The following is a 21120-nucleotide window of genomic DNA, read 5'->3' as shown; positions in this document are numbered from 1 at the left end:
GCGGCTACGGCTTGATGTTGTGGTTGACGCGGAAGAGGTTGCCGGGGTCGTAGGCGCGCTTGACCTCGACCAGGCGGGCGTAGTTGTCGCCGTAGTTGTCGGCGGCGCGGTGCTGGTCGTCGTCGGCCATGAAGTTGACGTAGCCGCCGGCCTCGGAGTGCGGGGCGACGGCGTCGTAGTAATTGCGCACCCAGGCGGTGTTGGCCTCGTTCTCGGCCGGGTCCGGCCACATGCCCGCGATCACGGTGGCGAAGGTGGCCTCGCGGTGGGCGAAGGCGGTCGATCCCGGCGGCATCCGGTGGCAGGCCCCGTTGATCGAGTAGATGTGCATGGTGGAGCTCATGGCCGGCACCTTCGGCCCGTGCTCCAGGTGGGCGGCGATCGCGTCGTCGGTGAGCTCGGTGGAGAAGACGCCCTTCCAGTAGTGCTGCAGGCCCGGCGGCACCAGCGGGTCGAAGGCGCTGTTGAGAGCCGGGTACGGCATCGGGCCGACCATCTCGGCGACCCGCGGTGCGACCTCGCGCAGCGGCCGGAGCGCGGCCTCCGCCTCGTCCATCGGCCCGGCCCAGCAGGCGACGACGATGGCGAAGGTGTCGCCGTGCCGGTTCTCCGGGATGAACGGCAGCGGCGGGGCGATCTGGAAGCCGGGGAAGGTGCCGAGCTCCTCCGGGGCCTCCACGATGTACTCGCGGTAGCGCTTCAGGACGGCCTCGGCGTGCTCCAGTTCGAAGAGCATCGGGCCGCCGTAGATGTCCTTCACCGGGCTGAGCCCGAACTCGAAGGAGGTGACCACACCGAAGTTCCCGCTGCCGCCGCGCAGCGCCCAGAAGAGGTCCGGTTCCTCCTTCTCGTTGACGATCCGCATCCGGCCGTCGGCCGTCACCACGTCCGCCGACAGCAGGTTGTCGCAGGTGAGCCCCAACTTGCGGGCCAGGTAGCCGATTCCGCCGCCGAGGGTGAGGCCGCCGACGCCGGTGGTGGAGATGATGCCGCCGGTGACGGCGAGCCCGAAGGGGTAGGTGGCCGCGTTGAGGTCGCCGAGGGTGGCGCCGCCCTCGACCCGGGCCGTCCGCCGCACCGGGTCGACCCGGACGCTGCGCATCCCGGTGAGGTCCGCGACCACGCCGCCGTCGCAGGTCCCGTAGCCGGGGACGCTGTGCGAGCCGCCGCGGACGGCGAGCGGCATCCCGCCCTGCCGGGCGAAGTCGACCGCCGCCATGACATCGCCGGCGTTGGCGCACCGCACCACCACCGCCGGCCTGCGGTCGATCATCGCGTTGTAGACCCTGCGAGCCTCGTCGTAGTCCTCGTCGCCGGGCTTGACCACGCTCCCGTGGACGGTGCCCGCCAGCTCCTCGATCGTCTGTATGCCCATGACAGCCGCTCCTGACCGTTCCGACCCCCTCGGCCGGCCCGGGTCATGGGGCAGGGAGCCGACGATCCGTGATCGGCCTTTATCCACGGTACGCCGCGCCGGAGCACCCCACCCGGCGGGGAGGCGCCGCACGCGGGGCCGGCCGGGTAGGGTGCCGGGCGACATCGTCGTCCGCCGGGAGGAGTTGCCGTGCCGCCGATCGCCCGGCCGAGTGCCACGGTGCTGGACTGCACCGATCCCGAGGAACTGGCCGCCTTCTACGGCGCGGTGACGGGGTGGGAGGTGACGTGCCGGGACGACACCTTCGTGTTCATCGGCAGCGGGCCGGTGCGGCTGGGCTTCCAGCGGGTGGCCGGGTACCGGGCGCCGGGCTGGCCGTCCGGCGGGGCGCAGGCGCACCTGGACTTCACCGTGGACGACCCGGAGAAGGCGGCCGCCGAGGTGGTCGCGCTGGGCGCGGTGCGGGCGGAGGAGCAGCCGGGCGGCGGCGCGTGGCTGGTGATGATCGACCCGGCGGGCCACCCGTTCTGCCTGGCCGGTGAGGACTGAGCGCACCGCGCCCCGGGGCCGGCCGCCTTCCGGCTGCGGGCCGTCAGCCGACGGTGATCCGCAGCGCGCCGTCCGGCGACGCCTCGACGGCGACCTGCTCCAGGTTCTCGGCGTGCACGGTGGCCGGGTGGCGCAGCGCCCGCGGGCCGATGCCGACCACCGGCATGCCGGCGTCCAGGGCGGCGGTGATGCCGGCCTCGGAGTCCTCGAAGGCGAGGCAGTCGGACGGGGCGAAGCCCAGCGCCGCGGCGCCCTTGAGGAAGCCCTCGGGGTCGGGCTTGCTGGCGCCGACCGAGCCGGCGGTGATCAGGGTCTCCGGCAGCGGCAGGCCCGCGGCGCCCATCCGGGCGCGGGCGAGCGGCTCGTCGGCGGAGGTGACCAGGGCGTGCGGCAGCCCGCGCAGGGCGGCCATGAAGGCGGGCGCACCGGCGACGGGCGCGACGCCGTAGGTGTCGGCGGTCTCCTCGGCGAGCAGCTGCCGGTTCTCGGCGAGGTTGATCTCGACCGGGCGCTCGGGGAGCAGCAGGGCCATGGTCAGGTGGCCCTGGCGGCCGTGCACGACCTGCATCACGCCGTCGCCGTCGAGCCCGTGCCGGGCCGCCCAGCGGCGCCAGCAGCGTTCGACGACGGCGTCGGAGTTGACCAGGGTGCCGTCCATGTCGAGGAGCAGGGCACGGGCGGTGATCGTGGTGGCGGTCATGCGTCGGGCTCCTCGGACGGGTGCGTTTGTCTCTCCAGGATACAAAAGTGCCGCGGAAAGGGGAGCCGCACCGGACGCCCCGGGTGCCCCGCCGGGGCCGGGGGGAATGCTCAACCCGCCCCGAGCAGATGGGCGTTGACCGCGCGCGCGGGCCCGGCGAGCTCGGGAAGTTCGACGACCTCGACGCCGGCCGCCTCCAGCAGCGCCGTCCCCTGGCAGGCCTGCACGAAGAGGTCCGGCTCGCGCCAGGCGACCACCACTCGCGGCACCCCCGCCGCAATGATCAGCTGGGCGCAGGTCCGCGGCCGCGAAGCGCGCTGCCCGCAGGGCTCCAGCGAGCTGTAGACGGTCGCCGTGCGCAGCCGCGGGTCGCCGGCCGGCAGCTTGGCGAGTGCGGCCTCCTCGGCGTGGTCGTGCGCGTCCACCTCGCGGCTGAAGCCCTCGGCGAGTACCTCCCCGTCCGCGCCGACGATCACCGCGCCGACCGAGAAGGCGGTCTCCGAGGGCGGGCAGCGCCGGGAGAGCTCGACGGCGCGCGCCAGCCAGTACAGGTCGCTGCCGCGCTCCGGCTCCTGGCCGGGCAGGTCGTGGCTGGTCACGGGGCGGACTCCTTCGGGGCGTAACGGAGCAGGACGACGTCGCCCACCGTACGTGCCTCCAGCAGCCGCATCCGCCGGGCGGGTCCGCCCGGGTACGCGGCGGGGCCGAGGAAGCGGGGCGCCGCGGGCTGGCCGACGAGCAGCGGTGCCAGGGCGAGCTGGAGTTCGTCGGCCAGGCCCTCGGCGAGGAACTGGGTGTGGACGCTGCCGCCGCCCTCCACCATCAGCCGCTCGACGCCGCGCGCGCCGAGGTCGTCCAGGACGGCGCCGAGACCGACCGCCTCGCCGAGGCCGACGACCTCGGCCAGGCCGTCCAGCGAGGCGCGCAGCGCGGGGGCCGCGGCGTCGGTGGTGTAGGCGACCTTGGCACCGCCGGTGTGCCAGAAGTTCAAGCCGGGGGAGAGGTCTCCGCCCGCGGTGAGGGTGACCTTGAGCGGGAAGGCCGGGCGGCCGTCCGCGACCCGCTGCGCCCTCCGCTCGGGCGAGTTGACGAGCAGCCGGGGGTTGTCGCGGCGCAGGGTGTTGCCGCCGACGAGCAGCGCGTCGCAGCCGGCCCTGGCCTCGTCCACCCGGTCGAAGTCGGCCGGGTTGGAGAGCAGCAGCCGCTCCGGTGAGGCGTCGTCGAGGTAGCCGTCGACGGAGACGGCGGCACTCAGCAGGACGTACGGGCGGCGGGGCAACGGGGTCTCCGATCTGTCGGCTACCGCTCCACCGTACGGTCACCGCCGGGTCGCGCTCGCCGCGGCGGTGCTCGTGCTCGCCTCCGCCGCCGCCGCGGGACCTCAGCCCGTCCGCGGCGGCAGCGGCAGCGGCAGGGCGGGCAGGCCGTCGATGCTCCGGCCGACGTGGTCCTTGCCCTTGCAGTAGGCCGCGAACTCCTCGTCGGTCTTGCGGTCGAAGTACCGGGTGTGCAGGTCGCGGTCGCCCTGGTAGTCCATGAAGGGCACGGCGTAGCCGCAGGAGTCGCTGACCCGTTCGGCGCGCACCACGACGACGGCGCGCAGACCGGAGCCGTCCGCCTCCGGGGGGAAGCGCCCGATCAGCCCGGCGAACCGCGGGTCGTCGCGGAACACCGCCTCGCCCTGCCCGTGCACCCGCACCACGGTCGGCGGCCCGTCGAAGGCGCACCACATCAGCGTGATCCGGCCGTTCTCCCGCAGGTGGGCGATGGTCTCGGCGGTGCTGCCGCCGAAGTCCAGGTAGGCCAGGGTCAGTTCGTCCAGCACCACGAGCGTGCCGGCGCGGCCCTTGGGGGACAGGTTGACGTGCCCGTCGCCGGCCAGCGGCGCCGTGGCGGTGAAGAAGACCGGCTGGCGCTCGATGAACGCGCGCAGTCTGCCGTCGATGCGTTCGTACGTCTTTCCCATGCTCCGATTGTCGTCGCGCGGTCCTTCCGGTGGCCATGCCGACGGACCATCATCTTGAAAAATGGGACGATGTTTCTCGGAAAGCGAGACAGGATCTACGCTCGGCGGCACCGAGAGGAGCCGAGCATGACGAACCGTCGGACGGTCTACACCCACGGGCACCAGGAGTCGGTGCTGCGTTCGCACCGCAGCCGCACCGCGGCCGACTCCGCCGCCTACCTGCTCCCCGAACTCCGACCGGGGCAGCGGCTCCTGGACGTCGGCTGCGGGCCCGGCACGATCACCGCCGACCTCGCCGAACGGCTCGGCCCCGAGGGTCGCACGGTCGCCGTCGACACCTCCGCGGAGGTGCTGGCCCGGGCCGCCGCGCACGCCGCGGAACGGGGGATCGGCACGGTGGCCTTCGAGGTGGCCGACGTCCACCGGCTGCCGTACGCCGACGGCGCGTTCGACGTGGTGCACGCCCACCAGGTGCTCCAGCACGTCGCCGACCCGGTGGCCGCCCTGCGCGAGATGCGCCGGGTCACCGCGCCCGGCGGTCTGGTCGCCGTCCGCGACGCCGACTACGCGGCGATGGCCTGGTACCCGGAATTCCCCGAGCTGGCCGAGTGGTCGTCGCTCTACCGCCGGATCGCCCGGGCCAACGGCGGCGAGCCCGACGCCGGCCGCAGGCTGGCCGCCTGGGCCCGCGCCGCCGGCTTCACCGACCTCACCGCGACCTCCAGCAGCTGGACCTTCGCCGACCCCGAGCGGCGCGGGTGGTGGGGCGAGAGCTGGGCCGAGCGCACCGAGAAGTCGGCCACCGCCGCCACCGCCCTCGCCGAGGGCCTCGCCACCGCAGAGGACCTGGCGCGGATCGCGGACGGCTGGCGCCGCTGGGCGGCCGACCCGGACGGCTGGTTCGCGGTGCTGCACGGCGAGCTGCTGGCCCGGCGCTGACGGCCCGGCGCCGGCGCACTGGTGCGTCCACCCTCTTACCTCGCGTAAACGGACGGCGTACCAGTCGGTAACAAGCTGCCCCTATCCTCGACGGCACGGGCCCGGCCTGTCCCCCACCGGGCCGGGCCCGTTACGGTGGCCGCATGGACGATCACCGGGTGATGCGGCAGGACGACAACGGCAACCGGTTCCTCGTCGCCACCGGGCTGGGCCGTGCCGAGGCCGAGGCACTGGCCGCCGAGTTCGAGGCCCGCGGGCACAAGCAGCTGTACTGGGTCGAGGCCGTCGAGCCCCGCGCCGAGGAGCCCGCCGCCGAGCAGGTCCGGTACGTCGTCGGTGCCGCGCTCGTCCACCGCGGGCGGGTGCTCGCCGCCCGCCGCAGCGCCCCCGCCGAGGTGGCCGGCTTCTGGGAGTTCCCCGGCGGCAAGGCCGAACCCGGTGAGACCCAGGAGCAGGCCCTGGAGCGCGAGCTCGCCGAGGAGCTCGGCGTCCGGGCCCGCGCGCTGCGCCCGCTGCCCGGCAGCTGGACCGTCCGGGCCGGTCTCGAGCTGCGGATCTGGGCCGCCGAGCTGCTCTCCGGCGAGCCCCGGGCACTGGAGGACCACTCCGAGCTGCGCTGGCTCGGCCCCGCCGAACTCGGCGACGTCGAGTGGCTGGCGCACGACCGCGAGGTCCTCCCGCACGTCGCCGCCCTGCTCGCCGAGGGCTGAGCCGGCCGCCGGCCGACCGCAGCCGCGCCCCCGGGCCCGAGCGCGGCTGAGCCGCCCCCGCGGCGGGTACGCATCCCGTGTGCGGCCGATTGCTCCACGCAGCCGAATCGCAAAAGACGACCCGCTTACCGGGATATCAACCCATTGCGTGGGGTATGTCACAGTTCGGCAGAATTCTTCAGGATCGGCGGGGCGCACCGGCGCCCCGCCGACCCCACTCGCACCCCGGCCCCGGGCCGTGGTGACCAGCCCACGAGCCGGAGGCGCCGTCGGTGTCGAGCACGGGAAACGGCGGAGGAGAGCGGCGGGCCCGGCGCCTCCCCCGGCGCGGATCGCAGCGCGCGGCCGCTCCCGGCGTGCCCGGCCGCCCCGCGGGCGCCGCGGCGGGCAGCGCGGCCGCCCGTGCCCGGCTCCGCCGCGGCGGGCGCTCCCGTCCGGCCGAGCAGCCCGGGCAGCGGCCGCAGGCGCGGGACATCCCGCCCGCCGCCTCGCCGCGCGGCCGCCCGATCCTCCCCTTCCCCGGTACCCCGGCGGCCGGCGTCAAGGTCGCCGAGCCGACCCGCGGCAGCCTGTTCGACATCGTCAAGGTCGCCATCGCCATCCTCGACACCTCCGGCCGGGTGGTGCTCTGGAGCCCGGCCGCCGAGGACATGCTCGGCTGGCCCAGCGAACTGCTGGTGGGCCGCCGGATCGACCAGCTGATCGCCGACGAGGAGCTCGTCGGCCAGGCCCGGATCGCCATCCAGGAGACCCTGCGGGTCGGCAGCTGGCACGGCATCACCCGGCTCAGCGACCGGGAGGGGGCCATCGTCCCCGTGGAGGTCCGGATCTCACTGCTCGTCGACGGCGACGGCACGCCCTTCCTTCAGGTCGCGCTCGCCGACGCCCGGACGGTCGCCGCCGTCGAGCGCGACCTCGCCGTCCGCGACGCCCTCTTCGAGCAGTCCCCCCTCGGCATCGCCGTCCTCGACACCGAACTGCGCTACACCGCCGTCAACCGCACCCTCGCCGACATGAACGGCGTCCCGGCCGAGGAGCACGTCGGCCGCACCACCGGCGAGACCCTCCCGGAAAGGGCCGCCGACGAGATCACCGCCATCCAGCGGCAGGTCCTCGCCACCGGCGAGCCGGTCATCGACGTCACCCTCGCCGCGCCGGTCACCGCCCGCACGGGCTTCCGCTCGATCTCCTACAGCCGGATGACCGACCGGGCCGGCCGCGTCCTCGGCATCTCCGGCACCGTCATGGACGTGACCGAGCGCTACCGGGCCGTCTCCAAGGTCGAGCACGCCCGCCGCAGGCTCTCCCTGCTCAACGAGTTCGGCTCCCGGATCGGCGACCTGCTGGACGCCTCGCGGATCGCCCAGGAGCTCGCCGGGGCCGTGGTGCCGCGGCTCGCCGACTACTCCGCGGTGATCCTGCTGCAGGCCGTCGCGCACGGCGACGACCTGCCCCGGCACGGCCACGACCGCCGCACCTCGCTGCTGCAGCTCGGCACCGCCTCCGTCCAGGACGGCCCCGAGGTCGAGGTGATGCTCCGCCGCGGTGCCCGGATCACCTTCACCGAGGAGTCCGCCTTCGGCCGGGTGCTGCGCACCGGCATCCCCGAGCTCCTCACCGGCAAGGAGGAGTCCGAGGACCTCAGCTACCCCGGCGACCCCAAGGCGCAGGCCGCCCACGAGCTCGGTGTGCACTCCCGGCTGGTCGTCCCGCTGCGGGCCCGCGGCATCGTCATCGGCCTGCTGGTGGTCAGCCGGGCCGGCTACCGGGAGGGCTTCGACCGCGACGACCTGGCCTTCGCCGTGGAGCTCGCCGACCGGGCCGGCAGCTCGCTGGACAACGCCCGCCTCTACGCCCGCGAGCGCACCGCCGCCCTCACCCTGCAGCGCACCCTGCTGCCGCAGCAGGTGCCGCAGCCCACCGGCGTCGAGGTCGCCTACCGCTACGTCCCCGGCAGCAGCGGCACCGAGGTCGGCGGCGACTGGTTCGACGTGATCCCGCTGCCCGGCGACCGCACCGCCCTGGTGGTCGGCGACGTCATGGGCCACGGCCTGCGGGCCGCCGCCACCATGGGCCGGCTGCGCACCGCCGTCCGGGTGCTCGCCGCCCTCGACCTGCGGCCGGAGATCCTGCTGCGGCACGTCCACGAGCTGGCCGACGACCTCGCCCAGGGCCCCGACGAGGCGCTGCTGGCGACCTGCGTGTACGCGGTCTTCGACCCCGTCCGGCGGCGGTTGACGGTGACCAAGGCCGGCCACATCCCGCCGGTGCTGGTGGCGCCCAAGGACGGCGACGGGCCCGCCCCCGCGGCGGGCGGCCCGCTGCCGGGAGGTGTCGGCCAGGTGCTGGACCTGCCCTCGGGTGCCCCGCTCGGCGTCGGCGGCGTCCCCTTCGAGTCCGTCGAGCTGGACGTCGCCGAGGGCACCCTGCTCGCCCTGTGCACCGACGGGCTGGTGGAGTCCCGGGACAAGGACCTCGACGTCGGCCTCGGCCGACTGATCAGCGTGCTGGAGCAGCCCTACGCCTCCATCGAGCAGGCCTGCGAGGCGGTGCTCGACACCATGGAGCAGGGCCGCGAGCCGGACGACGTCGCCCTGCTGCTGGCCCGGCTCAGCCACGGCGAGGCGGGCACCCCCACCGCGGGCTGGACGCTGCCGGCCGAGCCGACCGCCGTTTCCCGGGCCCGCCGGCTGGTCCGCGGCACCCTCGCCGAATGGGCCGTCGAGCACCTCACCGACACCGCCGAGCTGCTGGTGAGCGAGCTGGTCACCAATTCCGTCCGGTACGCCAGCGCCCCGATCGGGGTCCGGCTGACCCTGGGCGAGACCCTGCTGGTGGAGATCAGCGACCCGCTGCCCGACCCGCCGCGCGAGCGCCACGCCGCCGAGGCCGACGAGGGCGGCCGCGGCCTGGAGCTCGTCCGCCGCCTCGCCCTGCGGTGGGGCGCCCGGGCCGAGGGCATGGGCAAGGTCGTCTGGTTCGAGCTCTCCCCGGACGACCCCGAGGGCGACTATTCGGAGCAGTAACGGCGTCGCCCGCGGTGGCCGAGCGGAACGCACGCGGGCGGGCGCGGACGGTGGCGGAGGCGTCCGGCAGCCGGACCGAAAAAGTGCGACTTTTGCGATTTGGCGGGCGCAGGCGCCAGCCCTCGGGGCGCCCGGGCCGACCGCGGCGGCCGCCGGGCGGGAGGCCGTGACGACGGCCGCGGCGGCTCCGGGAGGGGCTGGCGTTGATAATGTGTCATGTGATGAAATGCCCGAATCCGCAGGCGGTTTCGAGACAGGCAGTGCACCGATCCTGCCGAATCCGGGCACAGCGGAGCCGTGTCCTTCACGACTCTTGACTGATCCTCCCGATCCGTGCAGGCCGAGCCGGTTCGAACAGTGGCGGCCGGGTAAGGAGCACCGGGCGGGCCTCCCCCGATTCGATGTTGTGATGCTCGGGGGCGTGTGCGCTCGCACCCGGATGATGAATACTCGGTCTTCTCGACATCCGGATGGGCACTGGTTGGAGGGGTCGGTCCGTTGAACAGCATTCCGGCGCCGCAGGCGCCGAGCAGCGGTCATGCCGCCGTGCCCGGACAGCCGGGCGCACCAGACGACGACGGCGTCGTCCCGCGTGACGGCGCGGGCGGCCGCGGCCGGCTCAGGCCCGGGTCGATCTACGACCACCTGCGGGTGGCCACCTTCGCGATCGGCCCCGACGGCCGGATCAGCCAGTGGAGCGCGCGGGCCGCCGAGTTCTTCGGCATGCCCGCCGGCGACGCCCTGGGCGCCGACCCGATCACCACCCTCGTCCCGCGCGGACTCTGGCAGCGCGGCCGCGCCAAGCTCGAGCGCGTGCTGGCCGGCGAGGAGTGGATCGGCACCACCCCGTACCGCGACGCCGACGGTGGCGAGGGCCTCGCCGAGCTCTACCTGATGCCCGCCGACGCCCCGCCCGCCACCGGCGCCACCTGTCTCGCCGTGGACGTCGGCCGGCTGCGCACCCTGGAGACCGAGCTGGCCGCCTCCGAGGCGGTCTTCGGGCAGACGCCCACCGGCTTCTTCCTCTTCGACCTCGACCTGCGCCTGCAACGCGTCAACGAGGCCTTCGCCGCCTGCGTCGACCGGCCCGCCGAGGAGCTCCCCGGCCTGCAGCCCGCCGAGCTCTTCCCGCCCGGCGAGGCGGACCGGCTGCTCGTCGCCCTGCGCAAGGTGCTGACCGGCGGCGACCCGATCCTCGACCTGCGGTTCAGCAGCGGCACCCCCGCCGCCGGCGCCCGCGACGGCCGCCGCCGGTGGTCCATCGCGCTCTTCCGGCTGAACGGCCCCGGCGGCGCCCCCATGGGCGTGGCCGGCCAGGTGCAGGACGTCACCAGTCGGCACGTCGCCGAGCGCGAGGCCGCCGGCGTCCGCCGCAGCCTCGCCCTGCTCAACGAGGCCAGCACCCACATCGGCTCCACCCTCGACCTGGAGACCACCGCCAAGGAGCTGCTGGACGTGATCGTCCCGCAGTTCTGCGACGTCGCCACCGTCGACCTGTACACCGCCCTGCTCTCCGGCGACTCCGGCCCGATCTCCGGCGGTCCCGGCCTGCTCGACGGCTCCGGCGAACTCCGCCGGGTCGCCGTCTCCAGCGTCGTCGGCGGCGCGGCCTCCGTGCTCGGCGGCGAGGGCCTGGCCGCCGTCCCGGTCGCCGAGGCCGGCGGCATCCTCTGTTACCCGCCGCGCTCCCCGCACGCCCGCGCCCTGCGCACCGGCCGCAGCGTCGTCCCGCAGCCGGGCCCCGACCCGCTGCTGCGCTCCACCCTGGTCGTCCCGCTGGTCGCCCGCGACCAGGTGCTCGGCCTCGTCCAGCTCTCCCGCGCGATCGGCTCCGAGCCCTTCGACGCCAGGGACGTCGCCATCGCCGAGGAACTGGTGGCCCGCGCCGCCGTCTGCGTCGACAACGCCCGCCTCTACCGCCGCGAGCACGAGCGCGCCCTGATCCTGCAGCGCAGCCTGCTGCCCCCCGGCAACCCGGCCGCCACCGGCCTGGAGATCGCCCGCCGCTACCTGCCGAGCAACAACAACACCGAGGTCGGCGGCGACTGGTTCGACGTGATCCCGCTGCCCGGCAGCCGCACCGCCCTGGTCATCGGCGACGTCATGGGCCGCGGCCTGCGCGCCGCCGTCGCCATGGGACAGCTGCGCACCGCCGTCCGCACCCTCGCCATGCTCGACCTCGACCCGGCCGAGGTGCTCGGCGCCCTGGACGAGATCGCCCGCGGCCTCGGCGACGGCGACCCGTCCGGCGGGGGCGCCGCCGAGGTGTACCTGGCGACCTGCGTCTACGCCGTGTACGACGCCGTCACCCAGCGCTGCACCTTCGCCAGCGCCGGCCACCTGCCGCCCGCGCTGCTCAGCCCCGGCGAGCCGGCCCGGATGCTCGACGTACCGCCCGGCCTGCCGCTCGGCGTCGGCGGCGAGCCCTTCGAGGAGGTCACCCTCACCCTGCCCGACGGCGCGGTGCTCGGCCTCTACACCGACGGCCTGGTGGAATCCCGCAAGCACCAGCTGGACGAGGGCCTGCGCGCCTTCCGCGCCGCCCTCACGCACGGCTCCAAGCAACTGGAGCAGCTCTGCGACGAGGTGCTGGACGAGCTCATCCCGCACCACGGCGAGGACGACATCGCCTTGCTGATGGCCAAGGTCCAGGCGCTGCCCGCCGACTCGGTGGGCGACTGGAAGCTGCCCTCGGAGCCCACGTCGGTCGGCCGGGCCCGCGAGCGGTCCTGCGACTGGCTGATCAACCGCGGTCTCGACGAGCTGGTCGACACCACCGAGCTCCTGGTCAGCGAGCTGGTGACCAATGCGCTGCGGCACGGCCGCGGCGAGATCCGGCTGCGGCTGATGCGCGACCGCACGGTGGTCTGCGAGGTCTGGGACGACGGCTACGCCCAGCCGCGGCAGCGGCGCGCCCAGGAGACCGACGAGGGCGGCCGCGGCCTGCAGCTGGTCAGCCTCCTCGCGGAGCGCTGGGGCAGCCGCCGCACCCCCAACGGCAAGATCGTCTGGTTCGAACTGGCACTCTGACACCGGCCCGGTGCCGGAGCCGTCCGGTGCCGGAGCCGCTCGGGGGCGCGAGCGCCCGGGAAGGCACGCCCTACGCCGCCCGGGTGGATCTGTCCGCCCGGGCGCCGTGTCAGCGGGCGGGGTGGCGCGCCGATGCCCTTCAGTGGGGGAGAGTCCCGGATTCCTCGGGCCGGCCCACACCCCGACGGAGGAGCGCATGCGCGCCAGCCGAGCCGCCGCCCGGGCCGCCGCCGCGGCCACCGCCCTCTGCCTGGCCGCCGGCCTCGCCGGCTGCACCGGGGGTTCCTCCGAGGGGCCGTCCGGCTCCGACGTCACCGCCGCCGACCGCGCCCGCACCCGCGACGGCGGCACCGTGCGCTGGGCGGTCGACGCCGTCCCGGCGACCCTGAACGTCTACCAGCCCGAGGCCACCGCCGACTCCGAGCTGATCGCCCGCGCCCTGCTGCCGAGCCTGTTCCGGCTGGACGACCGCGGCCGCGCCGCCGCCGACCCGGACTACCTCGCCGGTGCCGACTCCACCCCGGCAGGCCGCACCCCGCAGACCGTCACCTACCGGCTCAACCCCGCCGCGGTGTGGAGCGACGGCTCACCGCTCTCCGCCGCCGACTTCACCGCCCAGTGGAAGGCCCTGTCCGGCGCGGACCCGGCCTTCCGCAGCGACCGCCCGGCCGGCTACGACGACATCGCCTCGGTCGCCCAGGGCAACGACCCGCACGAGGTCAAGGTCGTCTTCAAGCACCCGTACGCGGACTGGCGCTCGCTGTTCTCGCCGCTCTACCCGGCCGCCCGCACCACCACCGCGGAGGCCTTCAACCAGCCGCTCGACGGCGGCTTCCGCACCTCGGCCGGGCCGTTCGTGCTGAGCGCCTGGGACAAGGACGCCGGCCGTGCCGCGCTGACCCGCAACCCGCGCTGGTGGGGCGATCCGTCCAAGGCCCAGGAGATCGACTTCCTGGCCGTCCCGGCGCCCGACCGGCTGGACGCCCTGGCCAAGGGCGAACTCGACATCGCCGCCGTGACCGCCTCCGTCGACCGGGCCGTGCCCGACGGGTCGACCGCCGCCGCACCGCCGGACGCGGCAGCCATGGTCGAGGCGTCCGCGCAGGCGCTGCGCCGGGCCGAGACGCTGCCCGGGCTCACCCTGCACCGGGCGCCCGCCGCCGCCTACACCCAGCTCACCCTGAACGCGGAGAAGGGCCCGCTCACCGACCCGGCCGTCCGCCAGGCCGTCGCCCGGGCCGTCGACCGGCAGAAGACCGCGGCGGCCGCCCTCGGTCCGCTCGGCCTGGGCGCCGTCCCGCTCGGCAACCACCTGCTGGTGGCCGGCCAGGACGGTTACCGCGACAACAGCGGCGCCCTGGGTTCCGCCGCGGCCGGCGCCCTGCTCGACAAGGCCGGCTGGACGTCCTCCGACGGCACCCGCAGCAAGGACGGCAAGAAGCTCGCGCTCACCCTGCTCGTCCCGGACGGCTCCACCACCGCGCGCCGCACCGCCGACGCGCTCCTCGCCGACCTGGCCGCCGCCGGCATCGCGCTCACCGTGAAGGCCGCCGCCCCGGACACCTTCGTCGCCGAACACCTGGACAAGGGCGACTTCGAGCTCGCCCTGTTCTCCTGGCCGGCCAGCGCCTTCCCCTCCGACGCCCGGCCGCTGTACGCCAAGCCGCAGCCCGGCCCGGACGGCGTCCCGGTCGTCGGCCGCAACTACGCCCGGGCCGGCACCGCGGAGATCGACGGGCTGCTCGACCGTGCCGACGCCGAGCTCGACCCCGCGGCCCGGCAGCGCCTGCTGCAGCAGGCCGACGCCCGGCTCTGGCAGCTCGCCGACGTCGTCCCGCTCTACCGCCGGCCCGACCTGGTCGCCGTCCGCAACGGGGTCGCCGCCGCCGGCGCGTACGGCTTCACCACCCCGCGCTACCAGGACGTCGGCTTCCGGCAGGACTGACCGGAGCCGTGATTCGGACGGGTACGGCCCGTCCGGCGGGCGATGTGATCTTGCACCCGGTGCCACCGGCCGTTTCGGCCCTTGACACGAATCCCCGTACCATAGGAGGAGCCGTGGCATGGTGTGCCCGGCGGGTGGACCGGTAGTAGCAGGCGGAACGGGCGGCCGCGATCGACAGGGATCGCAAGTCGGCGTCACGCAGCCGGGCGCCGAAACCCACGAAACCGGGAGATTCCGCTCCGCATGCCCACGCGCAACGACATCCGTAACGTCGCCATCGTCGCCCACGTCGACCACGGCAAGACCACCCTGGTCGACGCCATGCTGAAGCAGGCCGGCGCCTTCGCCGCCCACCAGCAGCTCGACGACCGCATGATGGACTCCAACGACCTGGAGCGCGAGAAGGGCATCACCATTCTCGCCAAGAACACCGCGGTCAAGTACCACCCCAAGGACGGCGGCGCGCCGATCACCATCAACATCATCGACACCCCGGGCCACGCCGACTTCGGCGGCGAGGTCGAGCGCGGTCTGTCGATGGTGGACGCGGTCGTCCTGCTGGTCGACGCCTCCGAGGGCCCGCTGCCGCAGACCCGCTTCGTGCTCCGCAAGGCGCTCACCGCGCGGCTGCCCGTCATCCTCTGCATCAACAAGACCGACCGTCCGGACGCCCGGATCGACGAGGTCATCAACGAGACCTACGACCTGTTCCTGGACCTGGACGCGGACGAGGACCAGATCGAGTTCCCGATCGTCTACGCCTGCGCCCGTGACGGCGTCGCCTCGCTGACCAAGCCGGAGAACGGCACCGTCCCGGCGGACTCCACCAGCCTGGAGCCGTTCTTCTCCACCATCCTGGAGCACGTCCCGGCCCCGACCTACGACGACGCCGCCCCGCTGCAGGCGCACGTCACCAACCTGGACGCCGACAACTTCCTCGGCCGCATCGCGCTGCTCCGCGTCGAGCAGGGCGAGCTGCGCAAGGGCCAGACGGTGGCCTGGATCAAGCGCGACGGCTCGATCCAGAACGTCCGCATCTCCGAGCTGCTGATGACCGAGGCGCTCACCCGCAAGCCGGCCGAGGTGGCGGGCCCGGGCGACATCTGCGCGGTCGCCGGCATCTCCGACATCATGATCGGCGAGACCCTGGCCGACACCGAGAACCCGATCGCCCTGCCGCTGATCACGGTGGACGAGCCGGCCATCTCGATGACCATCGGCACCAACACCTCGCCGCTGGTCGGCAAGGGCGGCTCCGGCAAGGGCGCGGACGCCAAGTCCGGCGCCAAGGTCGACCGCAAGGTCACCGCCCGCCAGGTGAAGGACCGCCTGGACCGCGAGCTGATCGGCAACGTCTCGCTGCGCGTGCTGGACACCGAGCGTCCGGACGCCTGGGAGGTGCAGGGCCGCGGTGAGCTGGCGCTGGCCATCCTCATCGAGACCATGCGCCGCGAGGGCTTCGAGCTGACCGTCGGCAAGCCGCAGGTGGTCACCCGCGAGGTCAACGGCAAGACCCACGAGCCGGTCGAGCGCCTCACCGTGGACGTCCCCGAGGAGCACATGGGTGCCGTCACCCAGCTCATGGGTATCCGCAAGGGCCGGATGGACAACATGTCCAACCACGGCTCCGGCTGGGTCCGCATGGAGTTCGTCGTCCCGTCCCGCGGCCTGATCGGCTTCCGGACGGAGTTCCTCACCAACACCCGCGGCACCGGCATCGCGCACTCGATCCACGAGGGCTACGAGCCGTGGTTCGGCGCTCTGACGACCCGCAACAACGGCTCCCTGGTCGCCGACCGGGCCGGTGTGGTCACCGCCTTCGCGATGACCAACCTGCAGGAGCGCGGCGTGCTCTTCACCGACCCCGGCACCGAGGTGTACGAGGGCATGATCGTCGGCGAGAACTCCCGCTCCGACGACATGGACGTGAACATCACCAAGGAGAAGAAGCTCACCAACATGCGGTCCTCGACCGCCGATGTGACCGAGTCGATCGTCCCGCCCCGCAAGCTCTCGCTGGAGCAGTCGCTGGAGTTCTGCCGCGAGGACGAGTGCATCGAGGTGACCCCGGAGACCGTGCGCATCCGCAAGGTCGTCCTGGACCAGAAGGAGCGCGGCCGCACCGCCTCGCGCGCCAAGAAGTCCTGACACGGGCAGTACCGCACGCCGGCCGGCCCGCACCCCTCGGGGTGCGGGCCGGCCGGCTTTTGCGTGCCCGCGGGCCTGGTGTTCGATATCCGGAGGAAGGCCCGCCCGCCGGGGGTGAGGTGCGCCACCTTCCTCGGGATGCCGGAGAGTCGGTAACCGGACATGACTGACGGTTGTCAGCCACGACTGTCCGTTTGGTGCCGGTTGGGTATGCCCCCAATGTCCATTTTGCGAAACCAATTGGTCGCGCATGTGACCAAATTGAGATCCGTAATGGTCGGTTCCGCATCTCGGAGTGTCCGATAGTGGGACAGTCGAGCTCGGGTCACGGGTCACGCGCAGGGGTGCGCGCCGAACCTCGGGCGAGGAGGCACCACAGGCCAAGGCGACCCCGCCGGCCATCCCCCATGTGGTGCCTTCACGTTGAAACCACATCAGGAGGCATCCCCCATGCGCGGTGCAACCCCGGCCAAGTGGATCGTGGCCGCCACTGCTGTCGCTCTCGCTGCGACGGCCTGCAGCACGGGCAGCAAGAGCAGCGACAAGGCGGCCGCCACGGGCGGCGGCTCCATCGCCGTTCAGCTCGGCGAGCCGCAGCACGGTCTGGTCCCGACCAACACGGCCGAGTCCGAGGGCGCCGAGGTCCTCAACGCCCTCTTCGCCGGTCTGGTCGACTACGACGTCAAGACCAGCGAGCCCAAGCTCCGCGTCGCCGAGTCGATCGAGTCCGCCGACAGCAAGGTCTGGACGATCAAGCTGAAGGACGGCTACACCTTCCACAACGGCGAGAAGGTCACCGCCCAGTCCTTCGTCGACGCCTGGAACTACGGCGCCAACCAGGACAACGCGCAGGAGGCCCTGCCCTTCTTCGCCAAGATCGAGGGCTCCGAGGAGCTCGCTCCGGGCAAGGACAAGAAGCCCACCGCCAAGGAGCTCAAGGGCCTGAAGGTCGTCGACGAGAAGACCTTCACCGTCTCCCTCACCGCCCCGTTCTCCCAGTTCAAGACCATGCTGGGCTACACGGCCTTCTACCCGCTGCCCAAGGCGTTCTTCACCGACCCGAAGACCTTCGGCGACAAGCCGATCGGCAACGGCCCGTTCCAGATGGACGGCGCCTGGGAGCACAACAAGCAGATCAAGGTGAAGCGTTACGACGCCTTCCCCGCTGCGGACGGCAAGGCCAAGCTCCAGGACGTCACCTTCAAGATCTACGACAGCCTGGACACCGCCTACAACGACCTGCGCACCGACGCGATCCAGATCACCGACAAGCTGCCCACCTCGGCGATGTCCTCGGTGAAGGCGGAGTTCGGCGACCGCTACATCTACAAGCCGGAGTCCGGCGTCGGCTACATCGGCTTCCCGATCGCCACCAACCCGGCCACCTACGGCAAGCCCGAGATCCGCAAGGCGATCTCGATGGCCATCGACCGCGAGGCCATCAGCAAGACCATCTTCAACGGCAGCCGCGTCCCGGCCGACGACTTCATCAGCCCGCTGGTGGCCGGCTACCGCAAGGGCGCCCTCGGCGAGGCCGCCAAGTACGACCCGGCCAAGGCCAAGGAGCTCTTCACCCAGGCCGGCGGCGTCCCGGGCAACACCATCGAGCTCGGCTACAACGCCGACGGCGGCCACAAGGAGTGGATCGAGGCCGTCGCCAACCAGCTCAAGAAGAACCTGGGCGTCGAGGTCACCGCCAAGCCGTTCGAGAAGTTCGGCAAGATGCTGGACGCGCTCGGCGAGAAGCAGTACTCGGGCGCCTTCCGCATGGGCTGGTCGATGGACTACCCGTCGGCCGAGAACTACCTGCGCCCGATCTTCTCCAAGGTCGCCATCGACCAGGGCTCGAACTACGGCGGTTACGTCAACGACAAGTTCGAGGCGCTGCTCTCGCAGGCCGACCAGGCGAAGACCCAGGAGGAGGGCCTGAAGCTGTACCAGCAGGCCGACGACATCCTCGTCCAGGACCTGCCGTACATCCCGGTGTACACCAACATGTCCTCCGCCGCTTACACCAAGTCCGTGAAGAACGTCGACACCGACGCCTTCGGCCGCATGGACCTGGCCAACGTCGAGCTCGCCGGCTGACCCGGTAGCAGACGATCGGGGGCGGTCGGCCGGGCTCCTGGACCCGGCCGCCCGCCTCCTTCCTTGCCCGAAAGTGTGGAGGTCTGATGGGCCGCTATGTCATCCGCCGACTGATACAGGCGATCCCTGTACTGCTCGGCGCGACGCTTCTGATCTACTACCTGGTGAACGCACTGCCCGGCGACCCGGTGCAGGCGCTCTCCGGCGAGAAGCGCCCCGACCCGCTGGTCGCCGCGCTGATCCGCGAGAAGTACCACCTCAACGACCCGTTCCTGGTGCAGTACTGGCACTACATCAGCGGGGTCTTCACCGGCGACCTCGGTGAGGACATGAGGGGTCGCGCGGTCATCGACATGATCAGCGAGGCGCTCCCGTACACCGTCAACCTGGCCCTGGTCGCTTTCGCGATCGAGGCCCTGATCGGCGTGTCGGCGGGTGTGCTGGCGGCCCTGCGCCGGGGCAAGTTCCTCGACCAGCTGGTGCTCATCACCACGCTGCTGGTCATCTCCATCCCGGTGTTCGTGCTCGGCTCCGCCCTCCAGCTGGTGCTCGGCGTGAAGCTGCGCAACGACTACGGCATCGACTTCTTCCCGGTCTCCTTCAAGGACGAGGACGGCCTGCGGGCCTACCTGCTGCCGGCGTTCGTGCTGGCCTCCACCTCGCTGGCGTACGTCGCCCGGCTGACCCGCACCAGCCTGATGGAGACCATGCGCGCCGACTACGTGCGCACCGCCGTCGCCAAGGGCCTCAGCCGCCGCCGGGTGATCGGCCGCCACGCGCTGCGCAACGCCCTGATCCCGATCGTCACCTTCCTCGGCGCCGACCTCGGCGCGCTCATGGGCGGTGCGGTCATCACCGAGAAGCTCTTCAACATCCACGGTGTGGGCGGTCTGCTCGCGCAGTCCATCTACAACAAGCAGGGCGTGGTCATCGTCGGCGTGGTGACCCTGCTGGTGCTGGTCTACCTGATCGCCAACCTGCTCGTGGACATGCTGTACGCCGTGCTCGACCCGAGGATCCGCTATGAGTGACACGATCGTCGTCGACCCCGCGGTCCCGGCCGCCGGGGGCACCGGCCCCGAGGGCGAGCCGGAGAAGAAGCAGAAGCCCGAGCGCGTCGCGAGCCTGTGGAGCGACGCCCTGCGCGACCTGCGCCGCAACCCGGTCTTCGTGATCGGTGCGACCCTGGTGCTCCTGCTGCTGGTCGTCTCCGCGGTGCCGCAGCTGTTCACCAGCGGCAGCCCGTTCGCCAACGACGCCTGCGACCTCGCCGACTCGCTGAAGCGGCCCGGCGCCGACCACTGGTTCGGCTTCGACATCCAGGGCTGCGACGTCTACACCCGCACGGTGTGGTCGGCCCGCAACTCCATCGTCGTCGGCGTGCTGACCACCACCCTGGTGACCGTGGTCGGCTGCCTGCTCGGCCTGCTGGCCGGCTGGGTCGGCGGTGTGCTGGACAGCGTGCTGTCCCGCTTCACCGAGATCTTCTTCGCCGTCCCGTCGCTGCTCGGCGGCATGCTGATCATGTCGTTCTGGGGCTCCGGCAACGTCATGTCGGTGTCGCTGGTGCTGGCCGCGCTCGGCTGGCCGCAGATCTTCCGGATCATGCGCGCCTCGGTGATCGCCAACAAGCACAACGACTACGTGGTGGCCGCCCGGGCGCTCGGCGCGGGCAACCTGCGGATCACCTTCCGGCACATCATGCCGAACGCCATCGCGCCGGTGATCGTGGTCTCCGCGATCAGCCTGGGCGTCTACATCGGCGCCGAGGCCGCGCTCTCCTACCTCGGCATCGGTGTCCAGCCCCCGCAGATCTCCTGGGGCCTGATGATCAGCGACGCGTCCAACCGCTTCCTGGAGGCGCCGCACGTGCTGCTCTTCCCGGCCGCGGCCCTGAGCGTCACCGTGCTGGCCTTCATCATGGTCGGCGACGCGGTCCGCGACGCCCTCGACCCGAAGCTGCGCTGAGAGAAGAGGTGACGATCGGATGACCACCGCCATCGAGACCAAGAAGACCGAGCGGCTCGCCGTGGGCACGCCGCTGCTGGAGGTCCGCGACCTCCACGTGGAGTTCCGCACCCGCGACGGCGTCGCCAAGGCCGTCAACGGCGTGAACTACTCCGTGGCCGCCGGCGAGACCCTCGCCGTGCTCGGCGAGTCGGGCTCCGGCAAGTCGGTGACCGCCCAGACCATCATGGGCATCCTCGACATGCCGCCCGGCCGGATCACCCAGGGCCAGATCCTCTTCCGCGGCGAGGACATGCTCGCCATGAAGGAGGAGCAGCGCCGGAGGATCCGCGGGCGGAAGATCGCGATGATCTTCCAGGACGCGCTCTCCTCGCTGAACCCGGTGCTGTCCGTCGGCTACCAGCTCGGCGAGATGTTCCGGGTGCACGAGGGCGCCTCCCGCAAGGAGGCCCGGGCCAAGGCGATCGAGCTGATGGACCGCGTCCGCATCCCGGCCGCCGCCCAGCGCGTCGACGACTACCCGCACCAGTTCTCCGGCGGCATGCGCCAGCGCATCATGATCGCCATGGCGCTCGCCCTGCAGCCCGACCTGATCATCGCGGACGAGCCCACCACCGCCCTGGACGTCACCGTCCAGGCCCAGGTGATGGACCTCCTCGCGGAACTGCAGGCCGAG

The 21120-nt window shown here is 72.8% G+C and carries 16 protein-coding genes; 11 read left to right on the top strand and 5 right to left on the bottom strand.

Annotated features, from left to right (window positions below):
• Positions 1-4 precede the first annotated feature (4 nt).
• Positions 5-1375, bottom strand: coding sequence for an FAD-binding oxidoreductase (locus AB0M03_RS28945; RefSeq protein WP_363496323.1), 1371 nt, complete (start codon positions 1373-1375; stop codon positions 5-7).
• A 189-nt stretch (positions 1376-1564) separates the two neighbouring features.
• Here AB0M03_RS28945 and AB0M03_RS28940 point away from each other — a divergent pair, with 189 nt between their 5' ends.
• Positions 1565-1924, top strand: a complete 360-nt coding sequence (locus AB0M03_RS28940) for a VOC family protein (protein WP_363496320.1) — start codon at positions 1565-1567, stop codon at positions 1922-1924.
• Positions 1925-1967: 43 nt separating this feature from the next.
• Here the strand turns inward: AB0M03_RS28940 and AB0M03_RS28935 are convergent, their stop codons facing one another.
• From AB0M03_RS28935 to AB0M03_RS28920, 4 genes are all read right to left on the bottom strand, one after another.
• A complete protein-coding gene (locus AB0M03_RS28935; protein WP_363496317.1) occupies positions 1968-2624 on the bottom strand; it encodes an HAD-IA family hydrolase in 657 nt (218 codons plus the stop codon).
• A gap of 110 nt (positions 2625-2734) precedes the next feature.
• The gene (locus AB0M03_RS28930) at positions 2735-3223 is read right to left on the bottom strand and encodes a deaminase (RefSeq protein ID WP_363496314.1); all 489 of its coding nucleotides are present in this window, start codon (positions 3221-3223) and stop codon (positions 2735-2737) included.
• Positions 3220-3903 carry a dihydrofolate reductase family protein gene (locus tag AB0M03_RS28925; RefSeq protein WP_363496311.1) on the bottom strand — a complete coding sequence of 228 codons (684 nt, stop codon included), beginning with the start codon at positions 3901-3903 and terminating at the stop codon, positions 3220-3222. Before AB0M03_RS28925 ends, AB0M03_RS28930 begins: the two co-directional genes overlap by 4 nt.
• Positions 3904-4005: 102 nt before the next feature.
• Positions 4006-4590, bottom strand: coding sequence for a pyridoxamine 5'-phosphate oxidase family protein (locus AB0M03_RS28920; protein ID WP_363496308.1), 585 nt, complete (start codon positions 4588-4590; stop codon positions 4006-4008).
• Positions 4591-4716: 126 nt separating this feature from the next.
• Between AB0M03_RS28920 and AB0M03_RS28915 the strand changes: the two genes are divergently transcribed.
• The 10 genes from AB0M03_RS28915 to AB0M03_RS28870 all read left to right on the top strand — a co-directional run.
• Entirely contained in the window at positions 4717-5529 is an 813-nt protein-coding gene (locus tag AB0M03_RS28915) for a methyltransferase domain-containing protein (protein ID WP_363496305.1), read from the top strand.
• 143 nt (positions 5530-5672) lie between these two features.
• Positions 5673-6239 (top strand): (deoxy)nucleoside triphosphate pyrophosphohydrolase, encoded by a 567-nt coding sequence (locus AB0M03_RS28910; protein ID WP_363496302.1) that lies wholly within the window; start codon positions 5673-5675, stop codon positions 6237-6239.
• A 356-nt stretch (positions 6240-6595) separates the two neighbouring features.
• On the top strand, positions 6596-9265 hold the full coding sequence (locus AB0M03_RS28905) for a SpoIIE family protein phosphatase (RefSeq protein WP_363496299.1): 2670 nt from the start codon (positions 6596-6598) through the stop codon (positions 9263-9265).
• 651 nt (positions 9266-9916) lie between these two features.
• Positions 9917-12295 carry a SpoIIE family protein phosphatase gene (locus tag AB0M03_RS28900; protein ID WP_363496445.1) on the top strand — a complete coding sequence of 793 codons (2379 nt, stop codon included), beginning with the start codon at positions 9917-9919 and terminating at the stop codon, positions 12293-12295.
• A gap of 196 nt (positions 12296-12491) precedes the next feature.
• On the top strand, positions 12492-14240 hold the full coding sequence (locus AB0M03_RS28895; protein ID WP_363496296.1) for an ABC transporter family substrate-binding protein: 1749 nt from the start codon (positions 12492-12494) through the stop codon (positions 14238-14240).
• 243 nt (positions 14241-14483) lie between these two features.
• Positions 14484-16388 carry a translational GTPase TypA gene (gene typA, locus AB0M03_RS28890; RefSeq protein ID WP_363496293.1) on the top strand — a complete coding sequence of 635 codons (1905 nt, stop codon included), beginning with the start codon at positions 14484-14486 and terminating at the stop codon, positions 16386-16388.
• Positions 16389-16838: 450 nt separating this feature from the next.
• Positions 16839-18476, top strand: a complete 1638-nt coding sequence (locus AB0M03_RS28885; RefSeq protein WP_363496290.1) for an ABC transporter substrate-binding protein — start codon at positions 16839-16841, stop codon at positions 18474-18476.
• 86 nt (positions 18477-18562) lie between these two features.
• On the top strand, positions 18563-19507 hold the full coding sequence (locus AB0M03_RS28880; RefSeq protein ID WP_363496287.1) for an ABC transporter permease: 945 nt from the start codon (positions 18563-18565) through the stop codon (positions 19505-19507).
• Positions 19500-20444, top strand: a complete 945-nt coding sequence (locus AB0M03_RS28875) for an ABC transporter permease (protein WP_363496284.1) — start codon at positions 19500-19502, stop codon at positions 20442-20444. The genes AB0M03_RS28880 and AB0M03_RS28875 overlap by 8 nt, the downstream gene beginning before the upstream one ends.
• A gap of 19 nt (positions 20445-20463) precedes the next feature.
• Positions 20464-21120 (top strand): ABC transporter ATP-binding protein (locus tag AB0M03_RS28870; RefSeq protein ID WP_363496281.1); only part of this gene is annotated, 657 nt, incomplete at its 3' end.

Source organism: Kitasatospora sp. NPDC051914 (genome assembly GCF_040680995.1).
Lineage (GTDB): Bacteria > Actinomycetota > Actinomycetes > Streptomycetales > Streptomycetaceae > Kitasatospora.
Note: the sequence above shows the minus strand (reverse complement) of the source record. Positions and strands in the feature narration are given on the sequence as shown.